The following is an 18277-nucleotide window of genomic DNA, read 5'->3' as shown; positions in this document are numbered from 1 at the left end:
GCAAAAAAGCCCGTCATCATGACGGGCGTGGAATAAAGCGTAAAACACCGGAAAGTCTCCTTCCCGGTGTTATGAGGATTACCAGGTGTATTTCACACCGGCGTTAGCCGCCCAATCCTGATCAACATCGCCGCCGCCGAGGTAGTTCACACCGGTGTAAGCGCTGAAGTTCTTGGTGAAGCTAACCTGGCTACCCAGACCAACGCGAACCGCTGAACCTTTCACGCCGTTGTCGATGCTGTCGCCATTAACGGTGGCATCGTTGCTGGAATCGTCATACACGTAAGCCAGTTTGAAGTACGGAGATACCGCTTGGTCGCCAAAGTTGAAGCTGTAACCGGCATCGAAACCGAGTTCATAGCGCATGCTGTCGTAGTCCTGGCCCTGAACTTTCATATCGTTGCTCAGACGATAGTGATCGCCAGACTGGAACAGACCAGAAATTGCACCGTACGGAGTCACGTAACCCGCGTCGTTGATTTTCCAGTCGTAGCCCATTTTCAGACCGAAGCCCCATGCATTTGCAGTGGAGTTACCATCAACATAGGTGCCGTCGCTCATGTTTGCAGTCAGATCGTTGTTGAAGCGGCTGTAGTTCAGGTTGCCATCAACAAAGATGTTGTTTGCGAAACGAGCGCTGGAGTAGATGTAGGCAGACTGGCTGTCCTGGTCAACCTGACCAGTACGTTCATTCATGTCGCCTTTCGCGAAGCCAGCAGCGGCACCGACGATCCACTGTGCATTATTGCCGTCGATCTTAGAGTCCACACCCACCATGATGCCGTTGACATCCTGGTCGTAGTTGATGGCATCGTTGTCACCACTGAAGCTACCGCCAAAGTAGCTGACCCATGCGCCGCCGTTGTCGGTGAAGCCGTGACGAGCCGTGTTCAGACGGGTGCTCAGGGCATCCTGCTGCAGGTTCCAGATGTTGGTGTTAGCAGATGGGATGCTCAGCGCCATATTCGCGTAGTCGGTCAGGCGAGTCTGTTCCATCACTACCGTGTTGCCAACCTGCTTAGCCTGATAGGTGTAAGCACCCAGATCGGCTTTGTTTGCCGCAGAGAAGGTGGCGGTGCTGTTCTGATCGTTAACGTAGATAAGCTCATTGCCTTTGTAATCAGCAATGGAACCTTTACCTGTTGCGTTATCGATACGAACTTTATAGTTACCGCTCGCTGCTGCAACGCTATCACCAGAGTTATCCACTTCAGACAGATCGGAAGAGGTATCTGAATCACCGTTACCGTTGATGGTCAGGTGACCGTCAGAGTTCATGGCGATAACACCGTAGCCATAGTTAGATTTGGTGGTGTCGTTGGTACGGTCGTTGGTCAGATCGGCATTCAGCACAAAGTTGTTGCTATGAATATCGAATACGCCAGCCTTCACCTTACCGTTAGCGTTTGTGGTGCTGGTCAGATTCAGCGTGTCGGTCTGCAGCGCATACGCGGTGCTGTTACCCACATCCAGAACGCCGCTGTTGGTGACGTTGATGGTGTTGGCATACAGTGCTGCATCGCCTACGCCCCAACCGGCAGCAACATCATCAGCAATAGTGACGGTACTGTTGTTGATGGTCAGTTCATCAGTCGCAACATGGCCATCTTCGTTGATATTAAGCGCGGAACCACCGGTCAGAGAGATGGTGTCGGAAATCAGCGTAGAATCAGCAACGTTAACGACAGAACCGCTGTTAATGCTCAGGGTGTCGATCAGAGAGGTTTTAGTCGTATCCCACTGTGAGCCATTGTTCAGGGTCACATTGAACAGGCCACTCTGGTAGACGTTTTTGCCAACAACGTGACCGTCTTCATCATAAGCGGTATTGCTGTTATCAATCCCATAGGTTGACCACGGCCACAGGCTGTTAGCCGCAACGTCAATCAGCGTAGCAGTGGCTTCAGTACCTGCCGCATAGCTGTCGTAAACGCCATCACCGTCAGTGTCAACCTGGTGCGCAGAAATTGCCGCGCCGACCCACTTGCTGCCGTTATCCAGGGTAACATCCATACGGTCTGTACCGTCCCAGCCGTTCGTGTCAACGGTGGAATCGGTATCGCGATAGCTGTCAGCGCCGTTAGGGAAGAAGTTCTCGTCAAAGTTGCTGGAGAAAAGGATGTCGCCGTTCAGAGTCGAGTTATCGAGGTTAACGGTGGTCTGCATCGCGTTATCTGCATACGGGTTAGCAATAGCAGAAATAGCAACGTCATCAGCGTTGAAGCTGGAACCGCTATAATCGCTTGCGTTGCCGTTATTACCGAACCAGCCGGAGGTGCCTTCATCAGACCATGAACCAGAGGTCACGGTAGAATCAGTCACATTGATAGTGTTGGTGAACACTTCGCTGCTGTTAACGCCGGTGCTAACGGTATTATCGTCAACGTCACTCCACTCATAACCCTGAGTCAGGGTAATACCAGCAACATGGGAGTTATTTTTGATAACCAAATCAACTTCCTGGTCCAGCGTGATCGCAGTGCCCAGGTCATATACATTAACGACGTGAGTATCTGCAGTGTTATCAGTATACGTGCCATTATAAGTATAATGTTCGTAGTTATCATCGATGGTTGAGTTATCAACGGTCAGCGCCAGACGATCGTAGACATAACCGGTTGCATCACGATCGGCGCAATCGGTGGTCATGCACTCAGAAGTGATCATGCCGTGGATGGTGCTGTTTTTAATGGTCAGGCTGTTGGTATTGGTGTTGGTAGAAAGACCATCATCCAGATAATAGGTAGAAATCACGCCGTTAACGGTAGCGTTATTAATTACCGGATAGATATTGCCGTTATAAACGCTATCGGTCGCGTAGTTGTTCCAGCCTGCATAACCATTAAAGTAAACGCCGTCAGAATAAGTTGAGTCGTTATAGTGGTTAAAGGTGGTGTAGGTGGTGCCAGAGATATCGGTAGAAGCATTTGCCTGAGAAGCGAGCGCCAAAGTGCAGGCCAATGCTAATTGTGATACTACAAGTTTCTTTTTCCAGGAGTGCATTTGTCATCCCTCCTCAGGGATATATATGTTGGTCCATCAATTAACAATTGCAATAAAACATTTCTATGTATGCGGAGAGAATTATGCGACGCTCATGACAAATGGTTCAATTATAGTTTATGCATAGTTCGAATCCGGACACAATAAATAAATAAAACCGCTTGCACGACAAATAAACGAAAACAACCAAAATGATAAAAATCAACAAGTTAAAATAAAATTACGCATATTTTAGTAAATAAATAAAACATTTAAAATTCAACAAGTGAATAAAAAACAAATTATAAAAACCATACACAGTGAAACACTTAAAAATTGTATCTATAAATAGAATGAAACCACACAAATTATATATATCTTAAAAGGATAATAAGAATATAAAATTATCCACCCAGATTATTATTAAGCCACTTCTTACATTCACTGAGCCCCTAGTCACCACCAACCGCATAAGCACCACTTTGGTAAAACATCTTCGCCCTGATTCGGTTACAATAGCGTTCCTTGTTTCACAAACATCAGGCATACCATGACAGACTTACTCCATCGCCCCCGTCGCCTGCGCAAATCTCCTGCGCTGCGCGCTATGTTTGAAGAGACAACACTGAGCTTAAATGACCTGGTGTTGCCGATTTTTGTTGAAGAAGAAATCAACGATTACAAAGCCATTGAGGCAATGCCAGGCGTGATGCGCATTCCAGAAAAGCATCTGGCCCGCGAGATTGAACGCATTGCTAACGCCGGCATACGCTCGGTGATGACCTTTGGGATCTCCCACCACACCGATGACACCGGCAGCGATGCCTGGAAAGAAGACGGCCTGGTGGCGCGCATGTCGCGCATCTGCAAGCAGACCGTACCGGAGATGATCGTCATGTCCGATACCTGCTTCTGCGAATACACCTCCCACGGCCACTGCGGCGTGCTGTGCGACCACGGCGTTGATAACGATCTGACCCTTGCCAACCTCGGCAAGCAGGCCGTCGTTGCCGCGGCAGCAGGCGCGGACTTTATCGCCCCTTCTGCGGCAATGGATGGTCAGGTGCAGGCCATTCGCCAGGCGCTTGATGCGGCAGGCTTCACTGATACCGCCATCATGTCCTACTCCACCAAATTCGCCTCCTCCTTCTACGGCCCGTTCCGTGAAGCAGCTGGCACCGCGCTGAAGGGCGATCGTAAAACCTATCAGATGAACCCAATGAACCGCCGCGAGGCGATTCGTGAGTCGCTGCTGGACGAAGCTCAGGGCGCCGACTGCCTGATGGTGAAACCGGCGGGCGCGTACCTCGATATCCTGCGCGATATCCGCGAGCGTACCGAGCTGCCGATTGGCGCCTACCAGGTGAGCGGTGAATACGCGATGATTAAATTCGCCGCGCAGGCCGGGGCAATTGATGAAGAGAAAGTGGTGCTGGAAAGCCTGGGCGCCATCAAACGCGCGGGCGCGGACCTTATCTTTAGCTACTTTGCGCTCGACTTAGCCGAGAAGAAAATCTTGCGTTAATCACGCGCTGAATTTCCCGGCGGCGCTACGCTTGGCCGGGCTACGTTTAGAAAATACAGCGTTGATCATGTAGCCCGGACGAGGCGTTTACGCCGACTCCGGGTTTTCCCGGCGGCGCTGCACTACATTTCAATGCCCCTCAAAACGTCACCAAACCGCCATACAACCGACATATCTCCCTTCTACTGTCACAGCATGACGGAGGAGGAGCCACCATGTTTAGTCTCGACAACGTACTCGATGACCTGTGGCCTCAGGCGAGGCCCGCCCCCTGGCAGAAAAAAGTTCTGAAGAAATTGCTGCATGAAGAAGAATTTCAACAGTTTGCCGCACGCCACCGCCACCTGAAAGGGTTAGATACCGTCGAACAGGTGCTGGAACATCTCAATATTGACTGCGCGGTTCCGGTTCGCTGCCTGGAACAAATCCCTGAAAATGGCCCACTGGTCATCGTCGCCAACCACCCTACCGGCACGCTCGATGGTCTGGCCCTGCTCTACGCGGTTTCCCGCGTGCGTCGCGATGTGAAAGTCGTCACCAACCGTATGCTTACCCACCTTGAACCGCTCAGCTCGCTGTTTATTCCGGTTGATAATATCAACGGTCGCACCTCAAAAGCGGCGCTTCAGCAGATGGATGCTCAGCTGCAAAACGGCGGTGTACTGATTTTCTTCCCGGCAGGCGAAGTGTCACGACTCACGCGCCGGGGTATCCGCGATAAAAAATGGCATTCCGGCTTTATTAAGCTCGCGGCCAAATACCGCGCGCCGCTGCTACCGGCATGGATCGACGGTCGTAATAGCGCCCTGTTCTACGCCAGCACGTTGATATCACAACATCTGCCGCTGCTGCTGTTGATGCAGCAAATGTTCCGCCGCCGTAACGGCAGCCTGCCGGTGACGATTGGCGAGCAGATCGCCTGGTCCGCGTGGTTTAACCCACAGGCCACGTCGCGCGAAATGACCGAGAAATGCTATCGCCACGTTCATCTGTTAGGTAAAGGACTGCCGGGGATATTTAAAACCGAAAGCGCCATCGCACGCCCGGAAGCCCGCGCCTTACTGAAGCGCGAACTGAGCCAAGCGGAGTGTCTGGGACGCACGGCAGATGGCAAAGTGATTTACCTGTGGCAACGTAAGGGCCAGGAGGACGCGCCGCTGCTGCGCGAGCTGGGACGCCTGCGTGAAATTGCCTTCCGGGCGGTGGGTGAAGGGAGCGGTAAGCGCCGCGATGTCGATGGCTATGATGATGACTATCTGCATCTGATTCTTTGGGATGAAGAGGATCTGGAAATCGTCGGCGCCTATCGCTTTATGCCTACCGCCATGCAGTTAGAAAAGCGCGGGCTGGATGGCATTTACAGCTACAGCCTGTTCCACTACGACGCACGAATGGACGACATTCTGCAACACGGGATTGAGCTGGGGCGTAGCTTTATTCAGCCGCGCTACTGGGGCCGCCGCGGGCTGGATTATTTGTGGTCCGGTATCGGTGCCTATCTGGCGCGTTATCCGCACTATCGCTATCTGTTTGGCCCAGTCTCCATCTCCGGTGGCCTGCCGCCGTCGGCACGGGACCTGCTGGTTGCCTTTTACCGCCTATGGTTCCCGGCCACACATCCGCTGGCGGAGTCACGCAGACCATATCCCGCTTCGCTTCCCGATGTGCTGGCGCAGTTTGGCGGTGAAGATTACAGCGAAGATCTGACGCGGCTAAAATCGCTGCTCGGCAACCTCGGCTGCGGTATTCCGCCGCTTTATAAGCAGTATTCGGAAGTGTGCGAACCCGGCGGCGTGCAGTTTATCGACTTTGGCAGCGACCCGGAGTTTAACAACTGCGTGGATGGGCTGGTGTTAGTGGATTTGACCTACCTGAAGGCGAATCGGTATCAGCGGTATATCGGGGCGCATTTGAATACCCCGGAGTCGGCGTAAACGCCTCGTCCGGGCTACGGTTCTGTAGCCCGGGCGAACGCAGTGACCCCGGGATCTCAAGGCGCGCGATAAAACGGCTTATCCCCCAAAATCGTCGCCCGATGCATAATCCGCCGCTGCGGCAGATAATCCGCATTCGCGTAATGCTGCGTTACCCGGTTATCCCAAATCGCCACATCGTTTGGCTGCCAGCGCCAGCGCACCTGAAACTCCGGCTTAGTGACGTGAGTAAACAGGAAACTCAGCAACGCCTCGCTCTCTTTTTCCGTCACGTCGACTATGCGCGTGGTAAACCCTTCGTTCACAAACAGCGCCTGCTTGCCGGTCACCGGATGAGTGCGCACCACCGGGTGCAGCAACGGTGGATTTTTGGCGACCGCTTCCTGCCAGCGCTGGTGCTCCTCTTCGGTTTTGCGGTACTTATACTCCTGGAACGATTTACGGAAATCGTGCTCGGCACGCAGGCCGCTTAGCAGCGCCTTAAACGGCTCGGAGAGCGCATCATAGGCCGCAATGCCGCTGGTCCACAGCGTGTCACCGCCGGTAGACGGCAGCTCTTTCGCCGCCAGAATGGCCCCGGCAGGCGGCGTCTCAATAAAGGTGACATCGGTATGCCAGTTGTCGTTATCCGGCGGATTATTGTCGTGAGTATCCAGCACGATAATCTCGTCCACGCCCGGCGCATGTGGGTAAACCGGGTGAATGTGCAGGTCACCAAAGCGCAGCGCCAGTTCACGCTGCTGCTCCGGGGTGATCAACTGTTCGCGCAGGAAAACGACCTGATGGCGAAGCACCGCGTGATACAGCTGTTCAAACTGGTTATCGCTCAGCGGACGGGTCAGGTCCGCGCCGGAAATCTGTGCACCGATATACGGCCCCAGCGGGGTAATTGCCAGACGTTCACTCATTGTATTTCTCCATGCCAGGGGGTCAGACGGCGCTGAAGCGCACGCAGCCCGAGTTCCAGACTAAAAGCGATAATCGCGATCACCGCGATGCCGGCCAGCACCACGTCGGTGGCTAAAAACTCCCCGGCGGACTGCACCATAAAACCTAACCCGCGGGTCGCCGCGATAAGCTCGGCGGCCACCAGCGTCGACCAGCCCACGCCTAACCCAATGCGCAGTCCGGTCAGAATCTCCGGCAGCGCGCCGGGTAAAATCACCAGCCACAATACCTGAGCGCGGCTGGCACCGAGAGATTGCGCGGCACGAATACGTACCTGCTGCGCGCTTTTCACCCCCGCCAGTGCCGACATCGCCACTGGGGCGAAAATCGCCAGGTAGATCAACAAGATCTTCGAGGTTTCACCGATCCCAAACCAGATAACCATCAGCGGCAAATAGGCCAGCGGCGGCACCGGGCGGTAAAGCTCAATCAACGGGTCGAGGATCCCGCGGACCGTCGGGCTCAGACCCATGGCGATCCCCACCGGAATGCCGATGATCGTCGCCGCCAACAGCGCCACGACGATACGTCCAAGGCTCGCCGCCAGATGCTGCCACAGCGTGGCATCCATAAACCCCTGTGGGCTGGCGATGGTCAGCAGCTTATTCAGCACCTGCCCTGGTGCCGGTAAAAACAGCGGGCTAACCCAATGCGCCGCTGCGACCGCCCACCAGATAACCAACAGCACCAACAGCGTAGCGAGGCTCAGCGTCAGGTGGCGCGAGAGCGGCCAGCGCAGCTTCAGCACGCGCGTCCGCGGTTTATCGTTAATCACCACGCTCATGAGAACGCCTCCCGTTGCTCAAACACTCGGCTCAGCACGTATTCACGCTGAGCAATAAACTGCGGGTCAGACTTAATGCTGCGGCACGATTCCCCGGCGACAAACCGGCGGGCAAAATCGAGGGATAAACGCTCCAGCACGCGGCCCGGCCCCGGCGACAGCAGCACCAGTTCGGTCGCCATAAACACCGCTTCTTCGATGTCATGGGTAATCAACAACACCTTTTTACCGGTTTCATGCCACAGCTTGAGCAACAGGGTTTGCATCTGCTCGCGGGTAAAGGCATCGAGCGCGCCGAACGGCTCATCCAGCAGCAGCAACTGCGGGTTCGCCGCCAGCGCGCGGGCAATGCCCACTCGCTGGCGCTGGCCGCCGGAGAGTTGCCAGATAAAGCGTTTTTCAGCCCCCTCCAGCCCGACCTTTTTCAGCATCAGCGCGGCAATCTCCCGACGCTCGGTTTTGTTCACCCCAGCCAGCTGCAGCCCCAGCGCGACGTTATCCTGCACATTGCGCCACGGCAGTAGCCCTTCATTCTGAAAGACCACGCCGCGCTCGGCCCCCGGGCCATCAACGTGTTTTCCATCAAGGATGATGCTGCCGTGCTGATACGGCACGAATCCGGCAATCAGGTTCAGCAGCGTGGTTTTACCGCAGCCAGAGGGCCCCAGCACCACCAGCAGTTCACCGCTATCCAGCGTGAGATTGATATCCGCCAGCGCCGGTTTACCGCCGTAGTCGGCAGAAAGATGCGAGATTTGCAGCATCATGACCTCCTTACTTCACAAAACGGTCGGTAACGTACTGGCTGTAGTCGGTCGCCACCGCCGGGACTTTGCCCTGCTCTTTGAGGAACTGCGCGGTATCGACAATCGCCTTATTCACCGGGCCGTTAAGCGCCTGCGCCTGCTGTTCGGCGGTGAGATAGGTGTTGCCCTTCACCAGCCCCGGAACGTCCGCTTCAGGAACGCCGCTCAGGCGCGCCAGCTTGCTGATGTTCTCCGGCTGGGCCAGCCATTTATCCGGGTTGTCGATATAGCCGCGCTGGGCCTCAATTGCGCTTTTGGCGAAGGCTTTCACCACGTCTGGATGTTTGTCGGCAAAGTCTTTGCGCACGACCCAGACATCGAGCGTTGGCGCGCCCCACTCACCGACTTTGGAGGAGTCAGTCAGCACGGTGCCGTCTTTTTCCAGCTCGTTCACCGCCGGTGCCCACACGTAGGCACCGTCAATATCACCACGCTGCCAGGCGGCAATAATCGCCGGTGGCTGCAGGTTCAGGATCTGTACCTGACCCGGCTTAATACCCCAATGTTTGAGTGCCGCCAGCAGGCTGTAGTGGGTGTAGAGATAAACGGTACGGCAATGCGTTTGCCAATCAGGTCTTCAGGCTTGCTGATGGCTTTTTTCACCACCAGCGCTTCGGAGTTACCGAGCTGTGAGGCCAGCAGGAAAACCTCAATCGGCACCTGCTGACTGGCGGCAACGGCCAGCGGGCTTGAGCCGAGGTTGCCAATCTGAACGTCGCCGGAAGCCAGCGCGCGCACGATGCTCGCGCCGCTGTCAAACTTGCGCCAGTCCGGTTTTGCACCGCTCAGCTTTTCGAAGGTTTTATCCGCCTGCGCCACTTTGGCGGGCTCGGCGGAGGTTTGGTAGGCGATGGTGACGTCCACGGCCTGCGCCTGGAATGCCAACAGTGCCAGCGTAGCGGCGATAACGGTGAAACGCGATGCGATTGCCATAATGTCCTGCTCCCATGTCTTGTTATGTGGGCAGTATTTCCGGCGCGGGGTATTTGATAAAGGAATTAAAAATGCTTGTTAATTCCAATTCGTTTTTAGAAGAAAAGTGGCAAAAGATAGTTGGAGGGTGGGATTTCCCCGGGGTCGCTGGCGCTTGCCCGGGCTACCGATGATTCGTAGCCCGGCCGAACGCAGTGACGCCGGGAAAACTCAGGTTCAGCAGTGCGCCTTCAGCGCCGCAATATCCTTCGGCGTGGTCCGGCAGCAGCCGCCAATCAGCTTCGCCCCGGCCGCCAGCCACTGCGGCAGATAGCCTTCCAGCGTGGCGCAGGCTTCGCCGTGGTGATGCCAGGTTTTACTTACCGCATCGTAGTGCTCGCCGGAGTTGGGATAGACCACCAGCGGCAGCGGCGTCAGGCTGTGCAGACATTCCAGCGCCTCGACGGTATTTTCCAGCGCGATACAGTTAATGCCCACCGCCAGAATCTGCGGATAGTCCGCCAGTAGCGCCAGCACGTCGCGCAGCGGCGTGCCGTCGCTCAGGTGCTGAGCATCGCGCAGGGTAAACGAGAACCATGCCTGCGCTACCGGGTACGCTTCCAGCAGTTGAGCCAGCGCACGAATTTCATCAAACGACGGCAGGGTTTCACAGGCCAGCAGGTCAACGCCCGCCTCCAGCAAGGCCTCAATGCGCGGGCGATGGAAATCCTGGAACACCTGCGCACTGCGCTGGTAGTCGCCGCGATACTCCGAACCGTCCGCCAGGTAAGCCCCATACGGCCCCACGGAACCGGCAATCAGCAGCCCCTTCGCCGCCGGGTTTTCCGCACGGTACGAGTCACGAGCCTGCTTCGCCAGCTCCACGCTTTTGGCAATCAGCGAGCGGGCCTGCGCTTCATTGAGCCCACGCGCGGCAAAGCCGTCCGGCGTCGCCTGATAGCTGGCAGTAATCGCTACCTGCGCCCCGGCGCGGAAGTAGTCGAGATGCACGTCATAAATCAGCTGCGGATTTTCCATCAGCACTTTCGCCGACCACAGGCTGTCGGCCAGGTCGCAGCCGCGCGCCTCCAGCTCGGTGGCCATCGCGCCGTCGAGCAGTACAAAGGGATGGTCGGTCAGAATTGAGGTTAAGGGATTATTCTGCGGCATGCTGCGGCGCCTCCTCGGTCGGGCGTGAACGTGTGAGATAGTAGGCACCATAACACAGCGCCACAAACGGGATCCCGCACCACAGCGCAATCCGCTGCGAAGGGTCAAAAGCCAGGCCAAGACAGGCCACCACGCAGAGCACAAAGCCCAGCACCGGCACCAGCGGGTACCACGGCGCGCGGTAGTGCAGTTCGCTCAACGCTTTCCCCTGCTGCAAATGACGACGGCGGAACATAAAGTGCGAGGCGCAGATGCTAATCCACACCGCCACCACCGCAAAGCCAGAAATTGCCGACAGTGCGACAAACACGGTATCCGGCGCAACGATGCTTGAGAACAGCGCCAGCAGCCCGCCGAGCATACTGACCGACAGCGCCACCAGCGGCACGCCGTTTTTGGTCAGCTGCGAGAAGCAGCGCGGCAGCGTGCGTTCATTGGAGAGCGACCACAACATGCGGCCTGAGGCATACAGCCCGGAGTTCGCCGCCGAAAGTATCGCCGTCAGAATCACGAAGTTGAAAATATCCGCCGCGTACGGAATCCCCACCTTTTCAAATACCAGCACGAACGGGCTCTTTTCCACGCCCGCCTGCTGCATCGGGATCAGCGCCGCTAACACAAACACGGTACCGATAAAGAAGATAATCAGCCGCGCAATAGTGGTGCGAATGGCGACCGGAATCACCTTGTGCGGGTTCTCGGTTTCCCCTGCGGCAATACCGATAAGCTCGGTGCCCGAGAAAGCAAAGTTCACCGCCACCATGGTCATCAGGATAGGCAGCCCGCCGTGCGGGAACCAGCCCTCAGCGGTAATGTTCGACAGCCCCGGTGCGGGCGAGCCGTCCTGCATCGGAATAAAGCCAAAGATAGCCGCGCCACCAAGGATGATAAACGCCACGATGGTGATGACCTTCACCAGCGAGAACCAGAACTCGCCTTCGGCAAAGAAGCGGGTCGAAATGACGTTAAGGCCGAAAATGAGTACGCAGAACAGCAGACACCAGATCCACACCGGTACCTGCGGGAACCAGTACTGCATACAGAAACCGGCGGCGGTAAAGCTCGAACCGAGCGCCACCGTCCAGGTGAGCCAGTAGAGCCACGCCACGGTGTAGCCGGTGGCCGGGCCAAGGTAGCGTGAGGCGTAAAGGTGAAACGCGCCGGTTTCCGGCATCGCCACCGACAGTTCGCCAAGACACTGCATCACCAGCCAGACGACCAGCGCGCCAATCAGATAGGCCAGCAGCGTACCCGCCGCGCCGGTGGTGGAGATGATATAGCCGGTATTGAAAAACAGCCCTGTGCCAATAACGCCACCCAGCGACAGCATAATCAGGTGGCGGGTTTTCATGGTGCGCTTTAACTGCCCACCTTGTTGTTGTGTTGTGTTTTGCATTATTACCTTCTAAACGTATGGACATCTAAACATCCAAATCAGAAGGAGGTTATACAACGATTGCGGGTCAATTGCAAAGCGGGGGGATCACCAGAAATGAGGGAGGGTGCGGGGTTTTCCCCCTCACCCTAACCCTCTCCCCGTAGGGGCGAGGGGACCGCTTTTCTCCCTCTCCCTTCCAGGGAGAGGGCCGGGGTGAGGGTACAACGCGCACCCTCACCGATTACTCGTCGAAGAACCAGTACCCCTGATTAATCAACGCCGTCAGCTCCACCACAAAAGCAGGATTATGCAACGCCTCGCCGAGCAACGTGCTATTCACTTCGGTATAGCGGCTCAGCGCATCCATCGCCTGTGGCGCGCAGGTCTCCACCCGCTCGCTGTTAATAAAGAAGCAGCCGCCGATATTCAGCACCCGCAGGCCGTTCAGACGACGCAGGGTTTCACCGTCTTCCAGCGCGGCAGCAACCTCTTCCGGCTCGTACGGCGGCTCGGCTGGTGCCAGATCCAGCTCATGACGCGGCGTGCTGATAAAGCTGCCGAACCACTGCTTAAAATCATCCGGCTGGCGGATCATATCGATCATCATGGTGCGCAGACGCTCCAGCTCATGATCTTCCACTTTCCCCGCGTGTTCGCGGCAGGTCAGATCCGGGTCGGTGTAGTACTTCTCACCCAGATCGTTTTCCAACGCGTAGTCCGCAAAGCTGCTGATCAGATCGCGACCGTTCGGCCCACGGAAGCCAACGGAGTAGTTCAGCGTCGCTTCAAAGGTATAACCATCGTGCGGGAATCCAGGCGGAATATAGAGAATATCGCCCGGTTCCATTTCCACTTCGATAATTGGCGTAAAGGGTTCGACATGCAGCAACGCCGGGTGCGGGCAGTGCTGTTTTAACGGCAGCGCATCGCCCACACGCCAACGACGGCGGCCCATGCCCTGGATAATAAATACGTCGTACGGGTCAATGTGCGGCCCGACGCCGCCGCCCGGTACCGAGAAGGAGATCATCAGGTCATCCAGCCGCCAGTCCGGCAGCACGCGGAACGGACGCACCAGTTCGGCGGAAGGTTCATGCCAGTGGTTCACCGCCTGCGCCAGCAGTGACCAGTTTTCCTCACCCAGATGGTCAAAATCTTCAAACGGGCCGTTGCTGGCCTGCCATTTGCCGTCGGCGTGGCTGACCAGACGGCTATCGACTTCCATCTCCATTGCCAGACCGGCCAGTTCATCCGGGGTAATCGGGTCAACGAAGTTCGGGAACGCGTTCTTCAGGACGACCGGTTGCTTCTGCCAGTATTTTTCTAAAAATTCCGGCCAGTTGAGGTTCAGTTGATAAGCCATGTTTCTTTACCATCACAGTAGAGGAGTAGGCCCGATTATAAAGAGGCCCGCTGCGGGCCTCTTTGTGGTGAATCAATGTGGCGAATCAATTGCCGAGCCCTATGCTTACACCGCGACAACGCGGTTACGCCCCTGCTGTTTGGCGCGATAAAGCGCCGCATCGCTGCTGTGGATAAGCTCGGCACCAATATCCGCCGGGCTCTGGATGCTGCAAACATACAGCGGCGCATCCCAGGTCATCACGCCAAGGCTGATGGTCAGCACGCCGCCAAGCGGGCTGGTTTCATGTTCGATATTCAGATCCATCACCCGTTCGCGCAGACGTTCGGCCACCGCTCGCGCCCCCTCTGCACCGGTATCCGGCAGCATGATTAAAAACTCTTCGCCGCCATAGCGGCTGACGCTATCGTCCGGCCTCAGCCCGCCCTTCAACGCGTCCGCCACGGCCTTCAGCACGCGGTCGCCCGCCTGATGGCCGTAGGTATCGTTATAGCGTTTGAAAAAATCGAGGTCGGCCATACACAGTGAGAGTGATGCCCCCTCACGCTGGGCGCGGGTAATCTCATAGTTAAGCCGTTCGTCCATGTAGCGGCGGTTAAATAATCCGGTCAGATGGTCCCGCTCGGCGTACTGCAGCAGTACCTGGTTAGCGCTGGCGAGCTGCTGTTCCGCCAGTTTGCGGTCGGTAATGTCCATCCACGCGGAGGAGATCCCCGCCACGTTTCCGCCCGCGTCATACACCGGCATTGGCTTAATATAGAAGTAGCGTCCGTAGAGGAATACTTCTTTGCTGGTGATTTCCTCTCCGGCATCAAGACGAATAAAATCCTGCTGAAACAACAGATTCCATTCCGGCATAATATCCCGCAGACACTGGCCAATCAGCACATCTTCCGGCTGCCCAAGCAGCTCGCCCATCGCTTTATTCGCTTTGGTGAGCTGTCCAAAACGATTGATCACGCACAGCGCCAGCGGCGTGTTCTGGTAGATAGACTCCAGCTGCAATACCCGTTCACCAAGCTGCGAGATGTCGCGGTCGATACCGCGATACCCGGTTAACTCTCCCTCGGCATCAAAAAGCGGAATGCCGCTGGTTTCGATGATTACCGCGCTGCCATCTGCCCGACGGTTGCGGTTAATCATGCCGTTGAAGGGCTGCCGGGAAGCCAGAACATCGCCAAAGAATTTCTGTACCCGCTCTGACTCTGCCGGTTCCATAAAATCAAACGGTGCGCGGCCCAGCACCTCTTCAGGCGAGTAGCCCAGCAGGTTATTCACCACGTTGGATACCCACACATAGCGCCCCTGCGCGTCAACCTCCCAGATCCAATCCGTATTGTGGTTGAGAAGATCCGCGAGCTTATCGGCTGCGCTCATACTCCCCTGCGCGAATTGCTTATCCATTGCTTTCCCGTCCTTTTCCGTTAGCGCCCCGCTTGCTTTACTGCACGGTTAAAAAACAACCACTTCATCAACCAACACATAATGAGTGGCTATTTAATAATCACAAATGCTTTAACAATATGTGCTATTGAACTATTTTATAGCAAGAATAAAGGAGGCCGGTTTGTGATTTTAATAAAATATTCATGTCCTAAATGTAACCATACAACAGAAATTACCGATGTTGAAAAAATAACGAACTCCGCTGACGAATATCCTTTATGCTGCGCTGGCTGCGGTCAGCATTTTAGCAAAACGACGTTGGCTAATTTTGCCCGTCAGCGTGCGGAAGAGATGATAAAGTGCGCATTATCACGATTAAAAAAAGACACTGATAAATAATAACGAAGCACGTACTTTGATTGGTTTATAGCACTAATGTATTAGTGCGCAGGGAAAATAGTTTCCATCTCATATAAAAGCGATATAAATAATACTTCAGACAGCCTTCCCTTCTGCCAAAAATATCAACAGCCCCTTTATTTCTCAATCCAACAAATATCCCTACGCCTGATATTTTAAATATTTATTTGATTCTGATAAGTAGAGCGGTAGGTAGAGGCAGGGTAAAACCCGGAGTCGGCGCTTACGCGCCTTGTCCGGGCAACAAGAGAGAGGGTTAGACTAACGCTTCCGCTTCCATCATCACCGGATGAAAACGGCGTTTGAAATAGATAAGCCCGTGGCTCTCCGCTTCCCCCAATGCAATGTTCTGAATCTCCACCAGATAGACCAGATGGCTACCGATGGTCTGCACCTGACGAATTTCGCCCTCCAGGCTTGCCAGCGACCCTTTCAGCACCGGTTGCTCCAGCGCGCCGCGCTGCCAGCCGGAGAGCCCGAAGCGCTCGTCCATCGCCATACCGGTCATCCCGGCGAAGTGACGGGCCATGATCTCCTGCTCGTGGTTGAGCACGTTGATGCACAGTTTGCCGTTACCCTGGAATACCGGGTTCATCGCACTGTTAGCGTTGATACAGACCATCACCGACGGCGGTGAATCCGTTACCGAACAAACCGCAGTGGCGGTGATGCCGCAGCGGCCCGCTTCCCCTTCGGTGGTGACGACGTTAACGGCGGCCGACAGGCTGGCCATGGCATCGCGAAAACGCAGACGTTGTTCATCTAATTGCATTGTGACCTCCCGCTGCGAATTACTTCAGCAGCTTATCCAGCAGATTAATATCAGCGTTGTTGTGCAGGTGTGGCACCGTCCAGCCGTTCTGATCGTATTCAGACAGGCAGCGATCGACCATCGCCATCATTTTGTCCATGTTGCCGGAGGTTTGCGCCTGACGCAGACACTGCAGGCGGATCTCATCCTGGCTACCGGAGTAGTTAATTTCATACAGCTCGTGGCGGCCGCCGAACTCGCTGCCGATCGCATCCCACATCAGTTTTAAGATCTTGATACGCTCGACGTGATCCATCCCGTTGGAGCCGCGCACGTACTTCGCCAGGTACTGGTCGATCTGCGGGTTGTTCAGGTCACGGGCGCTCGACGGCAGGTAGATAAGCCCACTGGTGACGTTACGTTCAATGATGTTTTTGATCTTGGCGTAGGCCATCGGGGCCATCACGCGGTAGGTTTGCAGCGCCGCGTGGTCCGGCAGGTACGCGCCGTTAACCCACGGGGTCGCTTCAGAGCACATGGAGTCGCTCAGCGCCCAGAACATGTTGCGCCATGCCACCACTTCACCAAGATCCGCCTGCACGCCGCGGAACTCAGAAGTGCCGGTACACTCCAGCGATTTCTTCAGCAGGCCGGTAATAAAGTCGAGCTTCACCGCCAGACGTACGCACGCCTGCAACGGATACATACGGGCAAAACCGCCTTCCATCGTCCAGCGACGGCAGCGATCGAAATCGCGGTAGATCAGCACGTTTTCCCACGGGATCAGTACTTTATCCATCACCAGGATCGCGTCGTTCTCGTCAAAGCGGCTGGAGAGCGGATAGTCGTACGGTGAACCAGTTGCGCCCGCCACCAGCTCGTAGGAAGCGCGGGAAATCAGCTTCACGCCTTCGGCATCCATCGGCGCGACGAACATCAGCGCGAAGTCCGGGTTTTCGCCCATCACCTGCGCGGAGCCAAAGCCAATCATGTTGTAGTGAGTCAGCGCCGAGTTGGTCGCCACCACTTTCGCGCCGCTGACGATAATCCCGGCATCGGTCTCTTTTTCCAGCTTGATGTAGACATCTTTCACTTCATCCGCTGGCTTGTGACGGTCAATTGGCGGGTTGACGATCGCGTGGTTGAAGTACAGGCCAGTTTCCTGAATGCGCGAGTACCAGTGGCGGGCGTTCTGCTCGAACTGGCCGTAGAACGCCGGGTTCGCGCCCAGCGCGCTGCCGAAGGCCGCTTTGTAGTCCGGGGTGCGCCCCATCCAGCCGTAGGAGAGACGTGACCACTCGGCGATGGCGTCGCGCTGCTGGCGCAGGTCGTCGGCACTTTTCGCCACGCGGAAGAATTTGTGAGTGTAGCCGCCGCTGCCGGTATCGGTGTTCCAGCACAGCTTGTCCTGCATTTCCGGTTTGTGCAGCGCATCGTACAGCTGGCCCACCGAGGCCGCCGCGTTGCGGAACGCAGGGTGGGTGGTGACATCCTTGACGCGTTCGCCGTAGATGTAGATCTCACGGCCATCCTGCAGGCTTTTCAGGTACTCTTCACCGGTTAACGGGCGTTTAGTGTCTGCGCGGAAATCTTCAGGTTTCATTCGGGTACACTCCAGTATTCATCGGATTTGTTAAATTTATGTTTTGTTCTTGTTTCGTAATTGAAGCGTTTAAAGGGCAGACGGTGAAGAGACTTTTGGGTCAACGGCTGGTACTTTTCGGGCGAGGGGTGGTTCTGTGATCTGGGTAGGGTTTGGTGCGGCTCCCGGCGGCGCTTCGCTTGGCCGGGCTACACGCATATGTAGCCCGGCCAAGCGAAGGTACAAACCGGAAACATAGGTAACACTTTAGACCGGATACATGGGTAACAGTTATAACTGGCATAGAAGAGGAGACTCGCTATGCCCTGGACTGAG

At 55.8% G+C, this 18277-nt stretch carries 13 protein-coding genes and 1 pseudogene; 3 read left to right on the top strand and 11 right to left on the bottom strand.

All coding sequences use genetic code 11. The annotated features are described in order from the left end of the window. Positions 1-78 precede the first annotated feature (78 nt). Positions 79-3003, bottom strand: coding sequence for an autotransporter adhesin EhaB (gene ehaB, locus FHC49_RS14015; protein WP_185667210.1), 2925 nt, complete (start codon positions 3001-3003; stop codon positions 79-81). Between the two features lie 529 nt (positions 3004-3532). Here ehaB and hemB point away from each other — a divergent pair. Both hemB and FHC49_RS14005 read left to right on the top strand, forming a co-directional pair. Next, a complete protein-coding gene (gene hemB, locus FHC49_RS14010) occupies positions 3533-4507 on the top strand; it encodes a porphobilinogen synthase (RefSeq protein WP_035895610.1) in 975 nt (324 codons plus the stop codon). 215 nt (positions 4508-4722) lie between these two features. Then, a complete protein-coding gene (locus FHC49_RS14005; protein ID WP_220440101.1) occupies positions 4723-6441 on the top strand; it encodes a lysophospholipid acyltransferase family protein in 1719 nt (572 codons plus the stop codon). A gap of 56 nt (positions 6442-6497) precedes the next feature. Here the strand turns inward: FHC49_RS14005 and tauD are convergent, their stop codons facing one another. From tauD to FHC49_RS13965, 8 genes and pseudogenes are all read right to left on the bottom strand, one after another. Continuing rightward, positions 6498-7349, bottom strand: a complete 852-nt coding sequence (gene tauD, locus FHC49_RS14000; RefSeq protein WP_220440100.1) for a taurine dioxygenase — start codon at positions 7347-7349, stop codon at positions 6498-6500. Then, complete coding sequence (gene tauC, locus FHC49_RS13995; RefSeq protein WP_220440099.1) at positions 7346-8173, bottom strand: taurine ABC transporter permease TauC; 828 nt, start codon at positions 8171-8173, stop codon at positions 7346-7348. Before tauC ends, tauD begins: the two co-directional genes overlap by 4 nt. After that, on the bottom strand, positions 8170-8937 hold the full coding sequence (gene tauB / locus FHC49_RS13990) for a taurine ABC transporter ATP-binding subunit (protein ID WP_185667319.1): 768 nt from the start codon (positions 8935-8937) through the stop codon (positions 8170-8172). Before tauB ends, tauC begins: the two co-directional genes overlap by 4 nt. Before the next feature lie 10 nt (positions 8938-8947). After that, positions 8948-9912: pseudogene (gene tauA, locus FHC49_RS13985) on the bottom strand (taurine ABC transporter substrate-binding protein). Between the two features lie 216 nt (positions 9913-10128). Further along, positions 10129-11061 carry a homocysteine S-methyltransferase gene (gene mmuM / locus FHC49_RS13980; protein ID WP_220440098.1) on the bottom strand — a complete coding sequence of 311 codons (933 nt, stop codon included), beginning with the start codon at positions 11059-11061 and terminating at the stop codon, positions 10129-10131. Then, complete coding sequence (mmuP, locus tag FHC49_RS13975) at positions 11048-12457, bottom strand: S-methylmethionine permease (protein ID WP_185667216.1); 1410 nt, start codon at positions 12455-12457, stop codon at positions 11048-11050. Before mmuP ends, mmuM begins: the two co-directional genes overlap by 14 nt. A 223-nt stretch (positions 12458-12680) precedes the next feature. Beyond that, positions 12681-13802 (bottom strand): cupin domain-containing protein, encoded by a 1122-nt coding sequence (locus tag FHC49_RS13970; protein ID WP_185667217.1) that lies wholly within the window; start codon positions 13800-13802, stop codon positions 12681-12683. Between the two features lie 105 nt (positions 13803-13907). Next, on the bottom strand, positions 13908-15206 hold the full coding sequence (locus tag FHC49_RS13965) for a diguanylate cyclase (protein WP_223883162.1): 1299 nt from the start codon (positions 15204-15206) through the stop codon (positions 13908-13910). A gap of 81 nt (positions 15207-15287) precedes the next feature. On the opposite strand from FHC49_RS13965, the gene FHC49_RS13960 reads away from it, so the two are divergent. Beyond that, positions 15288-15587 (top strand): hypothetical protein, encoded by a 300-nt coding sequence (locus FHC49_RS13960; protein ID WP_185667218.1) that lies wholly within the window; start codon positions 15288-15290, stop codon positions 15585-15587. 277 nt (positions 15588-15864) lie between these two features. Here FHC49_RS13960 and FHC49_RS13955 read toward each other — a convergent pair whose 3' ends face one another. Continuing rightward, on the bottom strand, positions 15865-16380 hold the full coding sequence (locus tag FHC49_RS13955; RefSeq protein ID WP_220440097.1) for a 4-hydroxyphenylacetate 3-monooxygenase reductase subunit: 516 nt from the start codon (positions 16378-16380) through the stop codon (positions 15865-15867). 19 nt (positions 16381-16399) lie between these two features. Beyond that, positions 16400-17962, bottom strand: a complete 1563-nt coding sequence (gene hpaB / locus FHC49_RS13950) for a 4-hydroxyphenylacetate 3-monooxygenase, oxygenase component (protein WP_035896538.1) — start codon at positions 17960-17962, stop codon at positions 16400-16402. Positions 17963-18277: the final 315 nt, after the last annotated feature.

Origin of the sequence: Kluyvera sp. EC_51, from assembly GCF_019584505.1 — a bacterium.
GTDB classification, from domain to species: Bacteria; Pseudomonadota; Gammaproteobacteria; order Enterobacterales; family Enterobacteriaceae; genus Kluyvera; species Kluyvera sichuanensis.
Note: the sequence above shows the minus strand (reverse complement) of the source record. Positions and strands in the feature narration are given on the sequence as shown.